This window comes from Arthrobacter sp. Sr24 (assembly GCF_054511175.1).
The window spans coordinates 147,570-168,123 of record NZ_JBTNDB010000002.1; the positions used below are offsets into that span (position 1 = coordinate 147,570).

17 protein-coding genes are annotated in these 20,554 nt (G+C 58.3%); 12 read left to right on the forward strand and 5 right to left on the reverse strand.

Features of this window, described 5'->3' with window-relative positions:
• Positions 1-20: 20 nt before the first annotated feature.
• The 12 genes from ACX80D_RS02650 (at position 21) to ACX80D_RS02705 (ending at position 13,673) form a co-directional block, all read left to right on the forward strand.
• The gene (locus ACX80D_RS02650; RefSeq protein ID WP_459321145.1) at positions 21-1,940 is read left to right on the forward strand and encodes a glycosyltransferase; all 1,920 of its coding nucleotides are present in this window, start codon (positions 21-23) and stop codon (positions 1,938-1,940) included.
• Between the two features lie 6 nt (positions 1,941-1,946).
• Positions 1,947-2,825 carry an ABC transporter permease gene (locus ACX80D_RS02655; RefSeq protein ID WP_459321033.1) on the forward strand — a complete coding sequence of 293 codons (879 nt, stop codon included), beginning with the start codon at positions 1,947-1,949 and terminating at the stop codon, positions 2,823-2,825.
• A gap of 1 nt (position 2,826) precedes the next feature.
• Positions 2,827-3,555, forward strand: a complete 729-nt coding sequence (locus ACX80D_RS02660) for an ABC transporter ATP-binding protein (RefSeq protein WP_459321034.1) — start codon at positions 2,827-2,829, stop codon at positions 3,553-3,555.
• A 170-nt stretch (positions 3,556-3,725) separates the two neighbouring features.
• The gene (locus ACX80D_RS02665; protein WP_459321035.1) at positions 3,726-5,015 is read left to right on the forward strand and encodes a nucleotide sugar dehydrogenase; all 1,290 of its coding nucleotides are present in this window, start codon (positions 3,726-3,728) and stop codon (positions 5,013-5,015) included.
• 5 nt (positions 5,016-5,020) lie between these two features.
• Complete coding sequence (locus tag ACX80D_RS02670) at positions 5,021-5,950, forward strand: glycosyltransferase family 2 protein (RefSeq protein WP_459321036.1); 930 nt, start codon at positions 5,021-5,023, stop codon at positions 5,948-5,950.
• On the forward strand, positions 5,947-7,392 hold the full coding sequence (locus ACX80D_RS02675; RefSeq protein WP_459321038.1) for a hypothetical protein: 1,446 nt from the start codon (positions 5,947-5,949) through the stop codon (positions 7,390-7,392). The genes ACX80D_RS02670 and ACX80D_RS02675 overlap by 4 nt, the downstream gene beginning before the upstream one ends.
• Positions 7,389-7,985, forward strand: a complete 597-nt coding sequence (locus ACX80D_RS02680) for an acyltransferase (protein ID WP_459321039.1) — start codon at positions 7,389-7,391, stop codon at positions 7,983-7,985. The genes ACX80D_RS02675 and ACX80D_RS02680 overlap by 4 nt, the downstream gene beginning before the upstream one ends.
• Positions 7,982-9,073, forward strand: a complete 1,092-nt coding sequence (locus ACX80D_RS02685) for a DegT/DnrJ/EryC1/StrS family aminotransferase (protein WP_459321040.1) — start codon at positions 7,982-7,984, stop codon at positions 9,071-9,073. Before ACX80D_RS02680 ends, ACX80D_RS02685 begins: the two co-directional genes overlap by 4 nt.
• A gap of 3 nt (positions 9,074-9,076) precedes the next feature.
• A complete protein-coding gene (locus tag ACX80D_RS02690) occupies positions 9,077-10,069 on the forward strand; it encodes a Gfo/Idh/MocA family protein (RefSeq protein ID WP_459321041.1) in 993 nt (330 codons plus the stop codon).
• Complete coding sequence (locus ACX80D_RS02695; protein WP_459321043.1) at positions 10,069-11,238, forward strand: glycosyltransferase family 4 protein; 1,170 nt, start codon at positions 10,069-10,071, stop codon at positions 11,236-11,238. The genes ACX80D_RS02690 and ACX80D_RS02695 overlap by 1 nt, the downstream gene beginning before the upstream one ends.
• 47 nt (positions 11,239-11,285) lie before the next feature.
• Positions 11,286-12,539, forward strand: coding sequence for an oligosaccharide flippase family protein (locus ACX80D_RS02700; RefSeq protein WP_459321044.1), 1,254 nt, complete (start codon positions 11,286-11,288; stop codon positions 12,537-12,539).
• 45 nt (positions 12,540-12,584) lie between these two features.
• A complete protein-coding gene (locus ACX80D_RS02705; RefSeq protein ID WP_459321046.1) occupies positions 12,585-13,673 on the forward strand; it encodes a glycosyltransferase family protein in 1,089 nt (362 codons plus the stop codon).
• Between the two features lie 68 nt (positions 13,674-13,741).
• On the opposite strand, the gene ACX80D_RS02710 is transcribed toward ACX80D_RS02705, so the two are convergent.
• The 5 genes from ACX80D_RS02710 to ACX80D_RS02730 form a co-directional block, all read right to left on the reverse strand.
• On the reverse strand, positions 13,742-14,116 hold the full coding sequence (locus ACX80D_RS02710) for a DUF2304 family protein (protein ID WP_459321047.1): 375 nt from the start codon (positions 14,114-14,116) through the stop codon (positions 13,742-13,744).
• Between the two features lie 4 nt (positions 14,117-14,120).
• On the reverse strand, positions 14,121-14,786 hold the full coding sequence (locus ACX80D_RS02715) for a glycosyltransferase family 2 protein (protein WP_459321049.1): 666 nt from the start codon (positions 14,784-14,786) through the stop codon (positions 14,121-14,123).
• Between the two features lie 63 nt (positions 14,787-14,849).
• The gene (gene wecB, locus ACX80D_RS02720) at positions 14,850-15,914 is read right to left on the reverse strand and encodes a non-hydrolyzing UDP-N-acetylglucosamine 2-epimerase (protein ID WP_459321050.1); all 1,065 of its coding nucleotides are present in this window, start codon (positions 15,912-15,914) and stop codon (positions 14,850-14,852) included.
• 29 nt (positions 15,915-15,943) lie between these two features.
• Positions 15,944-19,330, reverse strand: a complete 3,387-nt coding sequence (locus ACX80D_RS02725; RefSeq protein ID WP_459321052.1) for a lysozyme — start codon at positions 19,328-19,330, stop codon at positions 15,944-15,946.
• A gap of 240 nt (positions 19,331-19,570) precedes the next feature.
• Positions 19,571-20,533: a glycosyltransferase family protein gene (locus tag ACX80D_RS02730; protein ID WP_459321053.1), complete on the reverse strand. Its 963-nt coding sequence runs from the start codon at positions 20,531-20,533 to the stop codon at positions 19,571-19,573.
• Positions 20,534-20,554 lie beyond the last annotated feature (21 nt).

Consider the following 20,554-nt stretch of genomic DNA (forward strand, 5'->3'; position numbering starts at 1 on the left):
TCCTGCCGGAGCAGAGCCAGATGGATACGGCACCTCTCTACATGGACACCGGTAGCGCCATGGGGGTGCAGATCCCCACCTTGGGCTCCGGCAACACCATGCGAGATGCCAAGACATCCCAGACCGTGAGCGCCCCCAGCAAAGAAGTCCACGTTGAAGACTTCTTGTCCCGGTACTCAACATCAGTCCGTGCTGGCGAACGAGTCTCCTTCGGAACGTACTTCAACGCCTTCCCGGCAAGCTACTGGCGCCGCTGGACCACCGTGGACAGCGTCCGGCTCAGCGTAGCCACCTCGGGGGTCGGAGCGGTGATTGTCTACAAGTCGAACGCCCGCGGCGCGCTGCAGCGCGTCGATTCTGTCCGCGTTGAAGGAGAAGCCGAAAGTAACTTTGACCTGTCGCTAAAGCCCTTTGGTGACGGCGGCTGGTACTGGTTTGACTTGGTTGCAGGCTCAGAGCCGCTGGTGCTCAAAGAGGCTGAATGGCAATCCGAGGGTGTAGCGAAGAAGCCCGGCACCATCACGCTGGAAATCACCACGCTCAACAAGACTGATTTCTGCATCAACAACCTGCGCCTCCTCTCTGAGAACCCGCAGGCCCTGGAACATGTTAAGGAACTGATCCTGGTAGACCAGGGCACCCAGAAGGTCGCAGATGCCGAAGGCTTTGCCGAGGTGGCGGAGGCCCTCGCCGGCAAGCTGCGCATTATTAACCAGGACAACCTAGGCGGTTCGGGCGGCTTTGCCCGAGGCATGTACGAGGCTGTTCAAAACGGCAGCGACTACGCACTCCTCATGGATGACGACATTGTTGTAGAGCCGGAAAGCATCCTTCGACTGCTGACTTTTGCTGACTTGTGCAAGACCCCCACCATTGTGGGCGGGCATATGTTCGATCTTTACAACCGCACGGTCCTGCATACCTTCGGTGAAGTTGTCAACCCGTACGCGTTCCAGCCGGATCTGCCTAGTCATGAGATGGTATTGGGCCACGACTTTGTCGGCTCGAACCTACGCCACACCGGTTGGCTGCACCGCCGCGTGGATGTGGATTACAACGGTTGGTGGATGTGCATGATTCCTACCCAAGTGATCCGCGAAATCGGCCTGTCCCTGCCTGTCTTTATCAAGTGGGATGACGTGGAGTATGGCTTGCGCGCCAAGGCCGCAGGTTTCCCCACGGTATCCATGCCTGGTGCAGCAGTATGGCATGTCTCCTGGATCGACAAGGATGACCTTGTCGGCTGGCAGGCTTACTTCCATGCCCGCAACCGGTTTATTGCAGCCTTGATTCACAGCCCATACGAGTTTGGCGGCAAGGTGGTTCGGCAGTCCTACGCCTTTGATGTCAAACACCTGGTATCCATGCAGTACGCAACCGCCCAGGGCCGCATTATGGCGCTCCGCGACCTGCTGCGCGGACCGGACCACTTGCACAGCCTGCTGCCGGGCAAGCTGCCGGAAATCCGATCGATGATGAGCGGCTACACCGACTCCCAGTTCTCCGCCGACCCAGATTCCTACCCGGCGCCGAAGATGGACAAGCCGCCCAAGCGCGGACATGGTGTGACTCCGCCTTCCTACGTAGGCCTGTTGCCGTGGGCGGCCAAGACCGTGATTCGCCAACTTTCGCTTCCAGTCTCGGAATCCAGCCAAGAACGACCACAGACCAATGTGGCGCACCAGGACAACCGCTGGTGGCGCATGTCCCAGTACGATTCAGCGGTGGTTTCCAATGCTGAAGGAACCGGTGCCTCTTGGTACAAGCGAGATCCCAAGCAGCTGCGCAAGATGATGGCCGAGAGCGCCAAATTACACGCGGAATTACTGAAGGACTGGCACAAGCTCAGCTTGCAGTATAAGAGCGCACTACAGGAGATCACCTCCATCGAGGCGTGGGAGACGACCTTTGATGCCCATAGTGAAAAAAGCGAGAACTAACCGCACATGACGCAAACGAACAGTGAGCTGGTCCGCCCCGGAGTAAGCGGTGGACTGGCAGATGTTGTGCGGGCACGCTTCCTCTTGAAGCTTTTGGTCCGTAAGGAACTGAAAGTCCGGTACCGCGGATCTGTCTTGGGACTGTTGTGGTCCTATGTAAAGCCCGGTGTTCAGTTTGTAGTGTTCTATGTGGCACTAGGTGTGTTCATGGGGTTGGAACAAAGTCCGACGAACAAATCGGGATTACCCAATTATGCAATCTACTTGTTTTCGGGCATTGTTCTGATCAACTTCTTCACCGAAGCACTCGGGAATGCATCGCGGTCGATCGTGGGCAATGGGGGGTTGATTAAGAAGATCTACCTTCCGCGTCAGCTGTTTCCAGTGGCTTCTGTGTGGGTCTCAGCTGTTCACTTCTTCCCGCAGTTAGTCATCTTGATCGCTGCCTGCCTCTTCAGCGGATGGCATCCCTCGCTGCTACAGCTTGCTGCGGCCGTGGTGGGCTTCATTATCGTTGCGCTGCTGGCCACCGGCCTGGGGTTGCTGTTCGGCGCGGCCAACGTGTACTTCCGGGACTCTGAAAACTTTGTTGACATGCTCCTGATGGTGGCTACTTGGGCGTCACCGGTGATGTACTCCTGGACTATGGTGCAGGGCAAATTGGGTGATTTTTGGTTCTTCATTTATCAGCTGAACCCCATCACCGTGGCCGTGGAAACCTTCCACTATGCGTTCTGGCTGCCCACAACTGACGAGAGTGCCAGCATCCCACCCAACTTGTTGTCCTTCTGGGTTCCGGTGGCATTGGTCATGTCAGCCGTTGTCCTTTTGTGGGGACAGCTGACCTTCCGCAGGCTTGAAGGCCGATTCGCGCAGGAGCTTTAAGATGACAACAGCCATCGAAGTAAAAGGCATTAACAAGCAGTTTGTGCTGCGGCATTCCCGCTCAATCAAAGAGGCATTTGTTTGGTTGATCAAAGGCCGCAAGGGCGATCTCTCCGAAAAGTTCCATGCACTCAAGGGAGTGGATTTGGACGTCAAACAGGGCGAGACTGTGGCTCTTCTTGGATTCAACGGATCCGGTAAGTCCACTTTGCTGAAGCACATTTCTGGTGTCATGATCCCTGATAGCGGGACGGTGCGCACCCGCGGCCGGGTAGCTGGCTTGATTGAGGTTGGGGCAGGATTTCATCACGATCTATCCGGGCGAGACAACGTCTTCCTCAACGGCGCTATATTGGGAATGACTGAAGATGAGATCAACGAGCGTTTCCAGTCCATTGTGGACTTCGCCGAAATTGGTCATTTCATAGATACCGAAGTGAAATTCTACTCGTCAGGCATGTACCTGCGCCTGGCATTCTCTGTAGCTGTGCACACGGACCCAGAGGTATTTCTTGTCGATGAGATTCTGGCCGTGGGTGACGAGCCATTCCAGAAGAAGTGCATCGCTAAGATTCAAGAGCTCGCTTCGGAAGGCAAGACCTTGGTTGTGGTTAGCCACGATCTGGACTTGGTATCGCGCATTTGCGACAGGGGTGTGCTGTTGGATCATGGCGAGGTGCGATTCGATGGCCCCATAGGCGAAGCGGTTGCAAAACTCCGTGGGGAGTGACCTAAATAAGAGAGTCGCTCGATATTTAGGCTCCACGGAGAAGTCTGACAGCCGTCGGAACCACTGAATGTGGGTGGTTCCGTAGTAAGACCGATATTCTATACGAAGGGCACTGGCGCTAACCATCCAGTAATCCCATGCAAATGCTCAATAGAAAAGGCAACTAAAACGTGAAGATTGCAGTTATAGCCCTCGGCAAGATCGGGTTGCCGCTGGCAGTTCAGTTTGCTTCCAAGGGCCATGAGGTCATAGGTGTTGACGTCAACCAGGCAGTTGTTGACCTAGTCAATGCGGGCCAGGAGCCCTTCCCCGGGGAAGCGCACCTGCAGGAAAAGCTTTCGGAACTCGTGCCGGCTGGAAAGTTGCGTGCGACGACGGATTACGCCCAGGCCGTTCCCGGGGCCGATGCTGTGGTTTTGGTAGTTCCGCTGTTCGTTGATAAGGACGCCAACCCCGACTTTGGCTGGATGGATACTGCGACGGAGGAGTTGGCTCGTCACTTAACTCCCAATACCTTGGTCGCCTATGAAACGACGCTTCCCGTTGGAACCACTCGAAGCCGCTGGAAGCCTGCGCTCGAAGCAGGCTCAGGGTTGAGCGAAGGCACCGATTTCCATCTCGTTTTCTCTCCCGAGCGTGTGCTGACAGGCCGTGTCTTCGAGGACCTGCGGAAGTACCCCAAGCTGGTGGGCGGTCTGTCCGAAGCTGGAGCAACCAAGGCTGTTGAGTTCTACGAATCAGTCCTTGACTTTGATGAGCGTCCCGATCTGAACCGCGCCAACGGCGTCTGGGATCTGGGTTCAGCTGAGGCATCCGAGCTGGCGAAGCTTGCCGAGACCACCTACCGCGACGTGAATATTGGTCTTGCCAACCAGTTTGCGCGTTTCGCAGCCAAGACCGGCATAGACATTTATCAGGTCATCGCGGCTTCAAATTCCCAGCCGTTCAGCCACATCCACCAGCCCGGCATCGCCGTCGGCGGACACTGTATCCCTGTCTACCCGCGCCTGTACCTATGGAATGATCCGGAAGCGACAGTGGTTCGGGCGGCACGAGCCGCTAATGCTGACATGCCCGACTACACCATTGGCCTGTTGGAAGGTGCCTTTGGTGACCTGACCGCGGCACGCGTCGTCGTACTGGGTGCTGCCTATCGCGGCGGGGTCAAGGAAACTGCGTTCTCCGGTGTCTTCGACGCCGTTGAGGCCATCAACCGACGTGGCGGAACTGCTCTGGTGCATGATCCCATGTACACCGATGAAGAGCTGAGCAAGCTCGGCTTCGTTCCGTACCACTTGGGCGAGCCTGTTGATGCCGCTGTGGTACAGGCTGATCACGCTGAATACCGAGAACTAACTCCCGCAGTGCTGCCGGGTGTGAAGGTATTTATCGATGGTCGCCGCATCAGCTCCGCCGAGAAATGGACCGGCGTAACCTACCGCGTTATTGGCAAGGCGTAATTTTCGTGACCATCCGCAAAGTGGCGATTGTCCCCTGCCATAATGAATCTGGGGCCATCGCCAAAGTGGTCGCCGATTTGGCAGCGGCCGTCCCGGACATGGAAATCTATGTCTATGACAACGCCAGTACCGACGGAACCGATGTTGTTGCTCGCGGAGCTGGTGCCCAGGTCCGCTATGAGAATCTCAAGGGCAAAGGCAACGTGGTCCGACGGGCCATGGCAGATCTGGATGCAGACGTGTACCTGCTCATTGACGGCGATGACACTTACGACGCTTCCGCTGCGCCATTGATGATCGAGACCCTGTTGAACGGTCCCTTTGACCAAGTGACGGGTGTCAGAACACAGCAGAGCGAGACAGCCTACCGCGCCGGGCATGAACTGGGCAACAGGGCGTTCAACTCGGTAGTGAGCCGCATCTTTGGCTACCCCGCCACAGATATGCTCAGTGGCTATAGGGTGTTTTCTCGCCGTTATGTAAAGTCCTTTCCGGCTGTTTCCCGAGCTTTTGAAATTGAGACGGAGATGACGGTCCACGCAATCAATGCGCGACTTCCGCAGACTGAGGTTCCCGTGGGGTTCAAGGACAGAGCCGAGGGCACTGAAAGTAAGCTACGCACCTACCACGACGGTTTCCGGATTCTGGGCATGATCGGCAAGCTACTCTGGCAGGAGCGCCCACTGTTGGTCAATGGACTGCTGGCTGCGGCGTTATTTCTTTTGGGCGTGGGCTTCGGTATTCCGGTCATAGCTGACTTTGCCGCAACTGGCGAAGTAGCTCGCTTTCCCACGGCCATTTTGGCATCCTCTATCGTTCTTCTGTCGGTGCTGACCCTCTTGATTGGCATCATCCTTGATGGTCTGCGTAAGGTTCGCCAGGAAAACATCCGAACGGCGTACCTTGCCTTTCCTGCCGTAGGAGTGGAACGATGACGGCGAACCACCCTGCGCATGGGCCATTTCGTCGCAGCATCGCTGTGAAGCTATTCCTCCGGCGAACCGGGGCTTTTTTGTTGGTAGCGGCAACGGTACAGGTCATCTTTTTTGGCCTGTTGGTCGCCGGACAGTCTGTGCCCGACGACGCCGTTGCCCACAATCTCAGCGTTGCCATCAAGTCAGGGAACTATGGACCGGACGGCTTGAACGACCGTATGGGGGGCACCTCGGACACCTTTACGGAGTGCATAGTAGCCGCCACGGGGTTGGGCCACCCCGGTGAGAACGTGGTCATTCGCGCCGCTTACATGCCTCGTTTAGGCAGTTGCGCTGGCGGCAAGGAACCTATCCTCGAGTTGGCGGCAGGCAAGGCACTGCCCGATGGAATCGTCTCAGGCTACTCAAAATATTGGGCCGGTTACACAGCAGTTACGAGGCCGGTTATTGCGCTCTTCGGGCTGACCGGGATGCGAATCGTGGCAGGCGCTATGCTCTTGTTCAGCGCAATCTTGGCTGTCGTTGTCCTCGGTCGCCGGACAGGTATGTGGGCGGCCGCTGGTTTGTTGTTGCCGCTAGGGCTGGCCAGTAACATCATGTCCACGCCTTCGACGTCCTTTAGCCAGGCATTTTCTATATCTGTCATGTTCTTTGGAGTAGCACTCACGGCGTGGGGCGCGGCCAAATCGACAAAGCGGACCATTTTCTCGGTTGGCCTTGCGGGGGCCTTGTTCTGTTTCGTGGATCTGCTGACTGCCCCGGCCATTCCGTGGGCATTCTGCACTGTCGTTGCCGCGGGTCTCACCTATGCGAAACACCGCACGCTGCGGCCCACATTGCTCGCAGGAATCATTGCTGCGTCCGTGTGGATCCTCGCTTTTGCGGGAACGTGGTTCTCACGATGGATCTTCGCCGCACTTTTTCTGGGCGTACGGACAACCTACAAATCGATCGTGAGCAACATTGAATTCCGCACAGGGGGCGAGCATGCAGCTGTCAAGCACACCCTGTTTGCGCCTACTGAAGCCAACTGGACTTATTGGATCACCCATGTGTCCACCTCCGGGTTCATCACCGTCGCCGTCGGAATCGTAATCGTGCTGGCTCTGGCTATGACTTGGGGAAAGCATGGCCTGCGTACCGTGGCGGCCTGGCCAGTGCTGATATTGTCAGCTGTCGTAGTCATCGTCTGGTTCGAGGTCTTGAATAACCATTCCCAGATTCACGCATTCTTCACGTATCGAGGATTGCCAGCGATGCTGGGAGTGCTGTTATTTTCAGCCCTCACGCTATGGCAGTTGCCCCGCGTGGGCAAGAAGAATTCTATCCCGAAGGGTGAGGTCTTGGGTCTAAGAGCATCGCCATCCCCCACCGTTCAGGGAATGCAACAAGAGCAAGCTGAATCGAGAAATTTCATCCATCGAGAGGAACCCACCGCATGAGTTACATTGCCCCCAGCGCCGATGTCGCGGACCAAGCGGTCCTTGGCGAAGGCACAAAGATTTGGCACCTAGCCCAAGTGCGCGAGGACGCAGTCCTTGGCGAGAATTGCATCGTTGGTCGGGGAGCTTATGTTGGTACGGGCGTGAAGATTGGTGAGAATACCAAGATTCAAAACTACGCGCTCGTCTACGAACCCGCCGTTCTCGGCAAGGGCGTGTTCATTGGTCCGGCCGTTGTGCTGACAAATGACACCTACCCGCGTTCGGTGAGCCCGGACGGTTCGCTCAAGAGCGCTCACGACTGGATCCCGGTAGGAGTCACGATCGAAGACGGCGCGTCGGTTGGGGCCCGCGCCGTATGCGTCGCACCCTTGACTATTGGGCGGTGGGCCACCATTGCGGCTGGCTCCGTCGTTACAAAAGACGTTCCTGCGTTTGCCTTGATGGTAGGCGTTCCCGCCCGTCGTTTGGGGTGGGTCGGCAAAGCCGGCTTCCCGCTCAAACAGGACGGAGATTTCTGGGTATGCCCGGAAACAGGATCAAAATATATTGAAGATTCAAACTCCCTTATAGAGGCAGAGGACAACGTATGAGCCAGGAATTCATCCCCGCAGCAAAACCGATTATTGGCGACGAAGAGCGTGCGGCAGTTGACGCTGTCATGGCGACCGGTATGTTGGCCCAGGGTAAACAAGTAGCCGAATTCGAAACTGAATTCTCGCAGGTACTTCTTGACGGCCGCGCCAGCGTAGCCGTGAACTCCGGCACCTCGGGCCTGCACCTAGGTCTCCTAGCCTCCGGCGTTGGTCCCGGCGATGAGGTCATTGTCCCGTCGTTCACTTTCGCCGCCACCGGTAACTCTGTCGCTTTGACCGGTGCAACCCCAGTCTTCGCGGACATTGAGCTGGACTACTACGCGCTCGACGTGGCCCACGTGGAGTCCTTGATTACGGATAAGACCAAGGGCATCATGCCGGTGCACCTCTACGGGCACCCTTTTGCTGCGGAGGCGTTTGCCGCATTGGCTGACAAGCATGGTATTGACCTTTATGAGGATGCCGCCCAGGCTCATGGCGCTGCGTTGAACGGTAAGAAGGTGGGAACGTTCGGTAAGTTCGGCATGTTCAGCCTTTACCCGACGAAGAACATGACCTCAGGTGAGGGCGGCATGGTCTCCACCTCTGATGCCACCGTTGAACGGAACCTTCGCTTGCTGCGCAACCAGGGTATGGAAACCCAGTATCAAAACGAGCTTGTCGGTTTCAACAACCGTATGACGGATCTGCACGCCTCCATTGGTCGCGTACAACTGACCAAGGTTATGGGTTGGACCAAGCAGCGTCAGGACAACGCCGCATTCCTGACGGCCAATCTTGAAGGCGTCGGAACGCCCAAGGTTGCCGTAGGCGCTGAGCATGTCTACCACCAGTACACGATCCGTGTTCCGGAGGGCCGAGATGAGCTGCACGAACGCCTACGCTCGGAATTCAACATTGGTTCCGGCGTGTACTACCCGGTCCCGAACCACCGCCTGCCCTCGTTCAACCGCACCGAGGAACTGCCCAACACGGAGATCGCGGCGAAGGAAGTCTTGTCACTGCCGGTCCACCCGTCGCTGTGTCAGAACGATCTGGAACGCATCGTGGCCGCCGTCAATACCATCGTGAAGGCCGGTGCCTAAGATATGGCTAATTTACGCGTTGGTCTGATCGGCTTGGGCATGATGGGTCGCCACCACGCCCGCGTCATCCGCGAAGTCGAGGGTGTTGACCTGGTCGCCGTCGCCGACGCATTCGGCGACCCCCACGGCGTGGCCAAGGAACTTCCCGTTCTGCACAGCGTAGAGGAACTCATCGCGGCAGGCATCGACATGGCAGTTGCCGCAGTTCCCACCGGCATGCATGAAGAGGTTGGCTTGGCCCTGGCTGAAGCCGGCATCCACACCTTGGTGGAGAAGCCCATCGCGGCCAGTGCCCCAGCAGGCCAGCGCCTCGTGGATGCATTCGCTGCCAAGGGCCTTGTCGGGGCTGTGGGGCACATAGAGCGCTTCAACCCCGCACTGCAGTCGCTGCGTCAGCGCATCGCCGACGGTGAGCTCGGTGAGGTTTACCAGATCGCGACGCGACGTCAGGGACCTTTCCCGTCCCGCATCGCCGACGTTGGAGTGGTCAAAGACCTGGGCACCCACGACATCGACCTGACAGCATGGCTGGCTCAGAGTCGTTTCGAATCGATCTTCGCTCAGACCACCACACGCAGTGGACGTCCCCATGAGGACATGGTTGCCGCAACCGGCAAGCTTGAGAACGGTGTCATCACCAACCACCTCGTGAACTGGCTTTCCCCCATGAAGGAACGCTTGACCATTGTCACCGGTGAAAAGGGCGCCTTCGTGGCCGACACCGTCACCGCAGACCTCACTTTCTACGAAAACGGTACGGTAGCCACGCAGTGGGAATCTATGGCCGCCTTCCGCGGAGTATCCGAGGGCAACGTCACTCGTTTGGCCATCGCCAAGCCGGAGCCGCTGCGCACCGAACACGAAGCATTCCGTGACGCCGTTCTGGGACTGCGCAACGATGTCGTCACCATGGCCGAAGGCCAAGACACCCTCGTCGTGGCAGAAGCCGTGCTGGAGTCCTCCCGCACTGGGGTGCCTGTAAGGATTTTGTCTTAGTGGAAGCACAAAAACCCTTGAAGGTCGTCGTTACCACTAGGCTGTTCACTCCAGAAGTGGGAGCGGCGGCCTTCCGCTTAAAGGCCCTCGTTGACGGGCTCGTTGACCAGGGTGCTGAGGTCCAAGTCATCACCACCGCACCACCCAAGGGCTCGGGGATCTTCAGCCCGGAGTACAAGCTCAGCCGCTGGCCGGTGCTCCGAGACGCCGGCGGGAACGTGCGCGGCTATATCCAGTACCTCAGCTTCGACATTCCTGCGTTCTTTCGGCTGCTCGCCGTGAAAGCCGATGTTGTCGTTTCCGAGCCGCCGCCCACCACGGGAGTCGTCGTGGTGCTCTCGTCAATTCTGCGCCGTCGCCCGTTTGTGTACTACGCAGCGGACGTCTGGACCGAGGCACTGTCTGCGATGGCTGTCCCACCCTTCGTTAAAAAGGTCATGGGCGCCGTCGAGGGATTCGTCTTGCGCCGTGCAGCGGCGGTAATCGCCGTGTCCCATCCTGTGGCGGAGCAGGTGGCAAAGTTCAACGTGTCGGCCAGCCGTATTACGGTCGTAGGCAATGGTGTGGACACCAACGTGTTCGGACCAACGGGAGAGGCTGCCTCCACGCAGCGGCCATACTTTGTCTACACCGGAACCATGAGTGAATGGCAAGGGGCCGGCATTTTCATTGAGGCGTTGCCCTTGGTCAAGGAGAAGTTCCCCGACGCCGAGATCCGCTTCTTTGGGCAGGGCACAGACGAGGATAACCTAAAAACAATCGCGGAGTCGTTGGCCCCCGGGGCCGTCCACTTTGGTGGCGTAATTCCACCCGTCGAAGCGGCGAGCTGGATTCGAGGTGCAGTTGGTGCGTTGGTTAGCATCAAGCCAGACCAAGGCTACGACTTTGCCAAGCCCACCAAGATATATGCAGCTGCCGGCTGCGGCACGCCGGTCGTCTTTGCAGGAAAGGGCGACGGCGCCGCTATTGTTGCTGACAATGCTTTGGGCACGGCCGCTGACTACAACGTTGAGGCCGTTGCCGCCGCCATGACCGAGATGCTCCTGATGCCTGATAGAGCGAGCAGTCAGCGCAGTGACTGGGTCCTAGCCAACGCGTCGTTGACGGCTTCGGGGCAACTGGCCGCCGCCGAAGTGGTCAAGGTCGCGGGGACGTCAGTTCGGCCGTGAGGGACAATATGGGCGGGCGGATTGCAAGGTGGCGCAGAAGCGAGTTTTTGCGCCACATTGTTACACTCCTGACGGGGACGGCAGCAGCGCAAATCCTGATGCTGCTGCTTACTCCGGTGCTTTCACGTCTGTACTCCCCGGAGGCCTACGGGCTGTTTTCACTCTACTCGGCGCTGGTGGCCACCTTCAGTGTCGTAGCCGCCCTTCGATATGACATTGCGATCATGCTGCCAAAGCATGACGCTGATGCGAAAGTCCTGAAACGGGGCGCCACTCGGTTGATCCTTGCCGTGAGTATCACCGCGTCGCTTGTGTGCGGCATTGCAGCACCTTTGATTGCTGATTCTCTGGGCAACCCCGAACTGGCACCGTGGCTGTGGCTGGTGGGTCTGAGCGTGTTCACACTAGCTGAAATTTCGGCTCTTACCTACTGGTTGAACCGTCGCAGCGACTACAAGGCTATCGGCATCAACAGGGTGCTTCAGAGCGGCGGCACGGCATTGGCCCAACTGGGACTGGCCATAGGCAAGCTTGGAGGCGTGGGCGGGCTGATAGCCGGCTCCATCATCGGGCAAACCGCGGCGCTACTGACGCTGCGCCACAAAGGCCGCGACGTGCGGACTGGCCTGGAGGATTCCGTGGAGACAACTCGCAGTCTTTTCAGCCGCTATCGCAGGATGCCGTTGCTCAACGGGCCAAACGCCCTTGTCGACGCTATCCGTATCAACGGCATCAGTCTCTTGATTGCTGTGGTCTATTCCGGGGCTCTCTTGGGCCAGTTCTATATGGCCTGGAAACTCCTGCAGATTCCCTTGGGACTGATCAACGGCGCCCTCTCACAGGTGTTCTTCCAACGGCTGTCTGTCATGGAGCGCGGCTCCATGTATTCCTTTGCCAAGTCCTCGGTCATCCGGTCGGCTATTCTTGGCATCCTGCCGTTCGCTTTGATTTATCTGCTGTCCCCTTGGGCTCTGCCGGTAATCTTGGGGTCTCAATGGGTTGATGCGGGATTGATAGCCCGCGCACTGGTGCCCTGGCTGTTCATGAGCCTGATCACCTCTCCCATCTCCACGATTTTCGTGGTAACAGAAGCCCAGCACCTCTTGCTGGCCCACTCCATCGTGTATGCGGCCGTCCCGCTATCGATGATCTATTTCCTCAACGGGGACATTGTCTTCAACCTCAGTATGGTGTCGTGGGCCATGGCCTTAATCCTGCTGGTATTCATTGTGCTGGCCTTGTTCATTGCACACCGCTACGACCACCAGCCCGAACCGGACTCGCAGACAGCCGCAGCCTAGCTGCAAGGACCACCTACCACTTGTCAAGACCAGGAAGACCACATCATGAAGCAGATGATCTACCACGTGCCGTATGTGCTGAACCAGCATGCCAAGACGGGAAGCGGGCTGCGTCCGTTGCGGATGCTCGAGGCGTTCAAAGAGATCGGCTTCAACGTGACGATCGTGGCGGGGGACTCCACCCTCCGCCGTCGGGCCATCGCTGACGTTAAGGCGCGGATCAAGTCCGGGGAGCGGTTTGAGTTCCTTTACTCCGAGAGTCATACCATGCCGACGGCGCTGACCGACCCTGACCATTTGCCACGCCACCCCGCGATGGATGCTTCGTTCCTGCGCTACTGCCGCAAGCGCGAAGTCAAAGTTGGCTTGTTCTACCGTGATATCTACTGGCGCTTCCCCGAGTATCGGGAGCGACTGAATCCAATAGTCCACACTGCCACACGGGCCCTGTACCACTGGGACTTGTTGGCGTACAAGGCTGGTGTGGATGTGCTGTATCTACCGTCGCTGGGCATGGGAGACTTCGTCCCACATGTGCCGGCCAAGCGCCATGTAGCCCTGCCACCTGGCGCAGAAACCAAGGATCTGCCGACAATCGCCGGGGGTGGCCTTGAACTGTTCTACGTCGGTGGGTTGGGCGGCTACTACAAGATGCACGACACTGTCCGTGCAGTGGCGGCATCAGCATCCGCACGCCTGACCATTTGTACACCTGAAGCGGAATGGGCCGCCCATGGTGCCGAATACCAGGCTCTGGTCAATGAACGCATCACAATCATTCACAAGAGCGGGGTGGAACTGGAGCCCTACTATGCAAAGGCTGCGGCTTGTATGCTTTTCATCGAACCGAGCGTCTATCGCTCCTTTGCAGCGCCTATAAAATACGCTGAGTACATCGGCTTCGGGAAGCCTGTCATCGTCAACGAGGGCACCAACGTGGCCGGCCAGGTGCAAGAACACGGTAACGGGTGGGTGTTGCCGTTCGACGGAGCAGCCTTGGAACAGCTACTCAACGAGCTTACGGAGTTCCCTGAGCGGGTTACTGAGGCCACCGCGAAGACCTTGGCCATCAGGGACCAAAACACATGGGTGGCACGCGCCCGCCAAGTAGCTGAGGGCCTCGCTCGCAACTAGGAATTACGTTTGGCGCAAGGAGAAGCCCGGGTCAACTTGACGTTGGGCCCGGGCTTTCCATGTTTAATCTAAGCTTCGCGGCCTGGGGCGGGGCTATTCGTCTCGGCCGTTGGCTGCTCTGCGTCGTCAAGGGCAATTCGGCGCGAAAGCAATGTCAGCGAATTCTCCAGATGGCGGAACCGCTGGTAGGTGGTTGCCATAAACACCAGGAAGCTCACGATCAAGGCGTAGAGGACTAGGTCGGTACCGCGCCCAATGCCGAGAATCCTGGCCACCTGGGTCAGCGCCGACGGGAAGAAGACCGAGAAGGCGGCCACGCAAGCGAAAAGCACCAGCATGATGCGCCGGATGGCCAGGTGCCGGGCATTGGAGCCACCGCGCATCAGGGCCACCGAGACGACGATGACGGCTAGTACAAGAGCTATTTGGACAATGATCTGCATGGTCTCACCTAAAGAAGAGGTCCGCGACAATGTTCACGGAGTTGAGCAGGGATTGGCCCTTGGAACGCGAGTAGTCTGTGTAGATGATCTCCACGGGTTGCTCGACCCAGCGAGGCTTGATCTCGGACAACTGATGGATCAATTCTGACGCGTGGGCCATGCGGTTTTGGGTGAGATGGATCTGGGCCGCGGTGTCACTACTAAAGGCACGCAGGCCGTTGTGGGCGTCTGTTAAGGCCATACCCGTCGACCAACGGGACTGCATGGCAGCCACCCGCAGCACGAGGCGTTTTGCCACGGACAGTTTGGTCCGGTCGTCAAGGAATCGTGAGCCAAGAACTACGTCGGCCTCTCCGGAGACGATTCGGGCTTCCATCTCTTTGGCATCTTCTACCCTGTGCTGGCCATCGGCATCAAAGGTGATGATGCAGGTCGTAGCAGGGTCGCGTAGGGCATATTCCAGGCCCGTCTGCAATGCTGCCCCCTGGCCGAGGTTGATGGGATGTTGGACCACCTTGGCCCCGGCCTCCATGGCCACACGCTGGGACCCGTCAGAGCTGCCGTCGTCAATGCATACGACGTTAGGGAAGTCCGCTAATAGACCTCTAATTACATTGCCAACGACTGTAGCTTCGTTGTACATCGGGATGACAATCCATGTTCGACTCACAGTTCCATTATCCCATGAATCGACTGGCCGGCAGCCTCGGCGCTCGACAACGATGGACACACGTCAGTTCCCAATGACGGATAGAAGTGCGTCAACAGTCCGTGCTGCAGCCTGGCCGTCTCCGTAGGGTGCGGCTTCCGTGGGGGGTGCGGGTGCCCTCTGGACTGTCGAGGCCAGAACGGAGAGGTCCTTGCTCACGAGCATGTTCCAGCCGAGATCAACGGTTTCCACCCACTCCGTTTCTGGCCTGATCGTTGTGCAGGGCACCCGCAGCAGGAACGCCTCTTTCTGCAGCCCGCCCGAATCAGTGATGACACCTGCACTATTGGCTACGGCATTCACTAGCTGCGGGTAAGCCAACGGCTCGGTGACAGTGATTGAACCCTGATTGAGGTCGATGTTGTGTGTTTTTGCCAGACTCTTCAGGCGTGGGTGCGCCAGCAAGACCACGGGCAGCCCTAAGGTCGACAGCTCTTGGATAATTGCCGCCAGCCGTTCGGGAGAGTCGGTGTTGTCGGGGCGGTGCAGTGTGCTCACATAGTAACCGCGGCTGGGCAGTCCCAAAGGCAGCGATTCCGTGGAGCCAGTCAGGGAATCCCTCACTTGGTACAGCACATCGGTCATGACATCGCCAACAAGCACCGAGCGAGGGGCAAGTCCCTCGCGAGCTAGATGGTCCATGGCAACTTGGGTGGGTGCTAGCAGCAGATCCGCGCTATGGTCTGTCAGGACGCGGTTGTGTTCTTCAGGCATGCGGCGGTTGAAGGACCTTAGCCCTGCCTCAAGGTGCGCTACCGGGATGTGCATTTTTACGGCCGCCAGGGCAGCCGCAACGGTGGAGTTCGTGTCCCCGTAGACAAGGACACAGTCCGGTTTTGAGGATTCAAACACTTCCTCTAGCCCGGCCAGCATGGCGCCAGTTTGGGCCCCGTGCTTTCCCGAACCGATCGCCAGATTAAAATCCGGAGCCGGGATGCCCAAGTCGCGGAAGAAGACATCACTCATGAGCTCGTCGTAGTGCTGTCCGGTGTGGGCGATCAAATGCTCAGCCCGTCCCTCCATGGCTCTTGCGATCGGGGCAAGTTTCACAAATTGGGGACGGGCACCTACAACACTGAGAATACGCATGGTCTCCAGCATACTGCGAAACCTCGGGTCTACCGAGACACCACGGAGCCAGCGACCTTCGTTGTAGCATTGCGTGGCACGCCCCACTGGAGTGGGGCTACTAACGGGTAATACCTTGGCTGGTTGCCATTGATGACGGTCATGATGCCGGTGCTGCTGGGGCCAGCATATCCGGCGGTCCCGCTGAACTGGTCGACGTTGCTCCAACCGTTGCCCACAGTTGGCCGGGGCTCAGCGACGAATTTTCCAGTTCCGGTGCTGCGGTAGAGCTTCATGAATCCCGAACCGTCGACACCCAGAATGTCTTGGGTGCCATTCTTGTCGAAGTCAATCATGGCAAGTTTCAACGTTCCCCAACCATTGCCGATCTGGAGCGCGTTACTGAGCCCGCCCCCGGAGCCATTGGCCCACACAAATAAGTTGCCAGCTGTGTTGGTGCCGACGAGGGACGGGTACTTAGAACCGGCTAACCAGGGCCCGGTCACGAAGTTGATGCCGCTCCAGCCTTTAGTGGACAGCGCTATAGTCCGCGAGAAACCCCCGGCCGCGGAACCGACGTAGACCGTCATTGCACCGCCGGACCACTGCGTAAGCACATCGACGATGCCGTCAGCGTTCCAATCCAGAACGTGCAGGCTCTTGACGTTTAGCCAGCCATAGCCGATCTGGAAGCGCGCTCCAAGATTCCCGGTCCCAGTGGCGGGGTAGTTCCACAAAGCTCCACGCGAGTCAGCAGTTAGTACATCCGAGACACTGGTGATCGAACGCTGGCGCACCAGGACGGAACTTCCCGAGACCATGGTGGACGTCCAGCTGGAGGCCAAAGTGACAGGACGGCCAAAGGCCGACTTGACAATCGGGTAGTAGCTCAAGGTGCCGTTCGTGGCTAGTGCAAGAACGCCGTTGGACGCAGTTGAGGAGTATCCCCTTGCGGGAGAGGCGCTCCGGACGTTTGTCCAACCGACGCCGATGACTGGACGAGCTTCTGTTACCAGAGCGTTTGCGCCGTTGGATCGGTAAAGGATGAGTTGGCCCACATTATCGATGGCTGCAATATCGGCTTTCCCGTCGCCATCGAAGTCCCCCATGATGGGATGCATTCGCGCAAAGCCACTTCCCAACGGCGTCGGGGTGGACAGAGAGGTGCCATTTGCGCTGGTGAAGCTGGCCAAGGTTCCATCCGGTCGCCGGGCAACAATGCTGGGGTATTTTGCCCCCTGGATCCAAAAACCTGAAGTGATGTCGAATCCGGCCCAACCCGATGAAGCAAGCACTGTTTTAGTATTGAACCCCCCAGATTTGCTTCCGGTATAGAGCGACAGTTCGCCGCTCTTCCATTGGGTGAGAAGGTCATAGACACCGTCGGCGTTCCAGTCAACGGCATGAATAGAGACGGTACGGGTGAATCCGCCGCCGATCCTTGTCCGGCTGCCTAATCCCGTCCCGCTGGCAGAATGGCGCCAAAGCGTGCCAGCAGCGTCTACAGAGACGATGTCTGAAGCAGCCTTTATCGAAGGGTTGACGACAGGCGGGGCCGGAATAGTTGCCCGCGGGGCCAGCGTCTCGCCCCCGGCAATGAGGAAGCCGTTCCACGTGGTGCCGACGGTGATCGGGGCTGAGAATGTGGAATTGCCGGGCACTGGGTAGTAAGCAAGTTTTCCGGTTGCGAACCGGACAAGGATTCCGTTGTCCGAAGGAGTCCGGTAACCGCTCGAGATAGACATGCTTGTAGCCGACCCCCAGCCCTGGCCAATGGTGCGCCGGGTTTCTGAGATGAACCGACCGGCACCGTCGGATCGATAGAGCACCATGGTCCCTGTGGAGGTTTGGGCCAGTATGTCCTGCCGGTTGTCACCGTCGAAATCGATCATGATGAGATTTAGTTTTGCCCAGCCGGAACCAATCTGAGGGCCTGCTGCGATGGCTCCTCCGGAGCCGTTCGACCATAGGCGCAGTGCACCGGATGAACTGCGAGCAAGTATTTGAGGGAAGCGGCTCGAGGAGAGCCAATAACCGATGGTCAATTGGAAGTTATTCCAGCCGGAGGCACCTAAAGATTGGGCTGAGGCGAACCCTCCAGCCCCTAGACCGCGGTACATGTCTAAGCGGCCATTGTCCCATTGGGCCACCAGATCGAAGATGCCGTCGGCATTCCAATCGATAACGTTGATGGAGCGCAGACCTATCCAGCCAGAGCCGATTTTTGTCCGGGCTCCATATCCGCCCAGCCCCGTAGCAGGGTAATCCCAGAGCGATCCTGCCGTATCGGCCGCGACAATGTCCGCCGCTGAGCGGATGGACGGCGTTTTTGCTACGGGGAGGGGAGTGTCAGTTTTGCTCGCAAACGTCTTCAGGCTCGTCAGGGTGCCATTCCAAACATTGGAGTCCCCGTCAAAAGGGCCGTTGTCGCTATATTGCCAAACGCTGTAAGCGTTCCAACTGCGAGGAAGGCTGGTTACAGAGCTGGCGTAAGCTGCAATATGGAGAGGCTGGTTGCCAAACGCGGCGGAGTTCCCTGTGCACTGGATCCACCAGTCGGTGGTGGTGTAAATCATAGGCAGTCGCCCGGTACGAGCCTTGACGCGGTTGGAGAAGTCTTGGATCCATTTGACCATCGCCGCATCGCTGAGATTATAGCAGATGTTGCCCCGGTAACTGGACTTCGAGGAGTCGGTGTAAGGATTGTATTCAATATCCAGAAGAGGCGGCATAGTCTTCCCGTCGGGACTCCAACCACCACCGTTATTGATGAAATAGTCCGCTTGGGCGGTGCCGGATGAATCACTCGGCAACGCGAAATGGTAGCCGCCTCTGAGCATTCCGACCTTAGAGGCACCGTTCCAGTGGGAAGAGAACGAACCGTCCTTGAACCCGATGCCTTCTGTAGCCTTAATGTAGGCGAAGCGCGCTCCCATGGACCATTGGCCCGCCCAGTCGACTTGGCTAATGGTGTGTGTGGCAGCGTCAGCCTGCCAGCCGCTGACGTCCATCCCCTGAATTCCAGCAGGAAGGGCTAACGGCTTAGCTATGCTGCGGTCGGTGGGACCCGTGGACGTGCCCGTATTTTGGTCGTCCCGAGCCTTGGCCGCACCCAGCCCCATGTAGGCGCCGAACTTCTCGACGTCGGAATCCGATGGGACCGGGAGCGAATCAGAAGCCGGTTTTGGGGCCGAAGTTGGTGTTGGTGGGGGAACTGCAGCAGGGGTGGGTTCGGCTGGCGTTGAGGGTGCGTTCGTCACCTCGATCGCCGGTTCGCCATCCGGCACGGTCATCGTTTGTGGGGACGTCGGGGACGTCGTGGCCACCGCGGACGGAGTCGTTTGGGCGTCTTGGCTAGGGGTCGCCAGAGCGGGCACGGTCCCCATGGAAAGGACCAAGGTAGAGGCTAGAATCCCGATGGACAACTTGCGTGTCAAGTTCGGCAGTCTTATACGCTGGTCGATGTGAGGGGACGTGGGCCGAGTCGTAATCATGGACATTCTCCGGGGAGGTCTAGGTGCGTCGTCTGTGCGTAGGGGCCCCGCAACCGCAGGAAAGCCCAGGTAGGTCCCAGACGCTCGTCCAGACTACTACCCGCCGCTAAATGCCACCACGATTAACGTTGGGACGGAAGTCAATAGTCTACTCGGGTGCAATACGAGTAAGTTCAGCTGGGCTTATGCCAATATGGATTCGTACAGTGACTCGAGTCTGGCTTCCAATATCGATGCGCTGTGGTGACTAAGCGCCCACTCACGGCCGTGGAGGGACCTCAGTGAGGCAGCCTGAGGATTCGCGAGGATCTCTTGGATCAGAGCGAATGGCTGACGTGTTGCTGAATTGAACAACGGAGCTTCGCTCCCATACTCTTCTTGAAGTGTAAATTTGGCCACAAGCGGGCGAGCCTGTGCCATCGCTTCAAGGTCGCTCAGCCCTAGGGCGCCGACGGCGAGTTGTCCGACAACGACGTCTGCTTGAGCCAACTGGGCGCGAAACTCTCCGGTAGACATGTGAGGCAGGAGGGTCATGCCAATTTCACGGGCCTCAGCAGCGTGCGTGCCCCAGTCCAGACCGACGAGCTCTAGTTCAGGAAATTCCCGGTGGAGTCGAGCCGCCAGCGCAAGAAGTTCCGGGGCGCCCTTGGAATCATCCCAGCGGCTGGCGAAGAAGACTCGGCGTCCCGTCCTTGGTAGGGCAGGTTCAAGTAAGTTTTCGGCCTCTGTGGGAAGAGGGGCGGGCAACCATTGGGCGTCAGGCCGAATCGCGCGGACGGCTGCGGCCAGGTCAGGCGTGGAATACAGCACCACGTCAGCGGTCTTGACGGAGCGCCTCACCGCCGGTCCCAGATATCGGCTGACCATGTCGGAGCGAACATCTGTTCCATGCAGGTGGAGCACGACTCCGCGCCGGCCCCATCCGTAGTAACCTGAGACGCCATAGTTGATGTGGAGGATGACGGGCCGTGGCCGTTGGAGCCGTACGGCTACAAGGTCTTTGAGTCGCAGCCAAGCGATCCTTGCAGGGTTAGAGCCACGGCCCGCCGGTACGTCCCTCAAGGTCCAGTCCAAGCCTTTGGCCCGGGCCACGTCAATAACGTTTCGAGATGTGCCTGAGATGTCACCCAGATGCAGAACCGACATTGCGCCACCGTTATTCGTCAA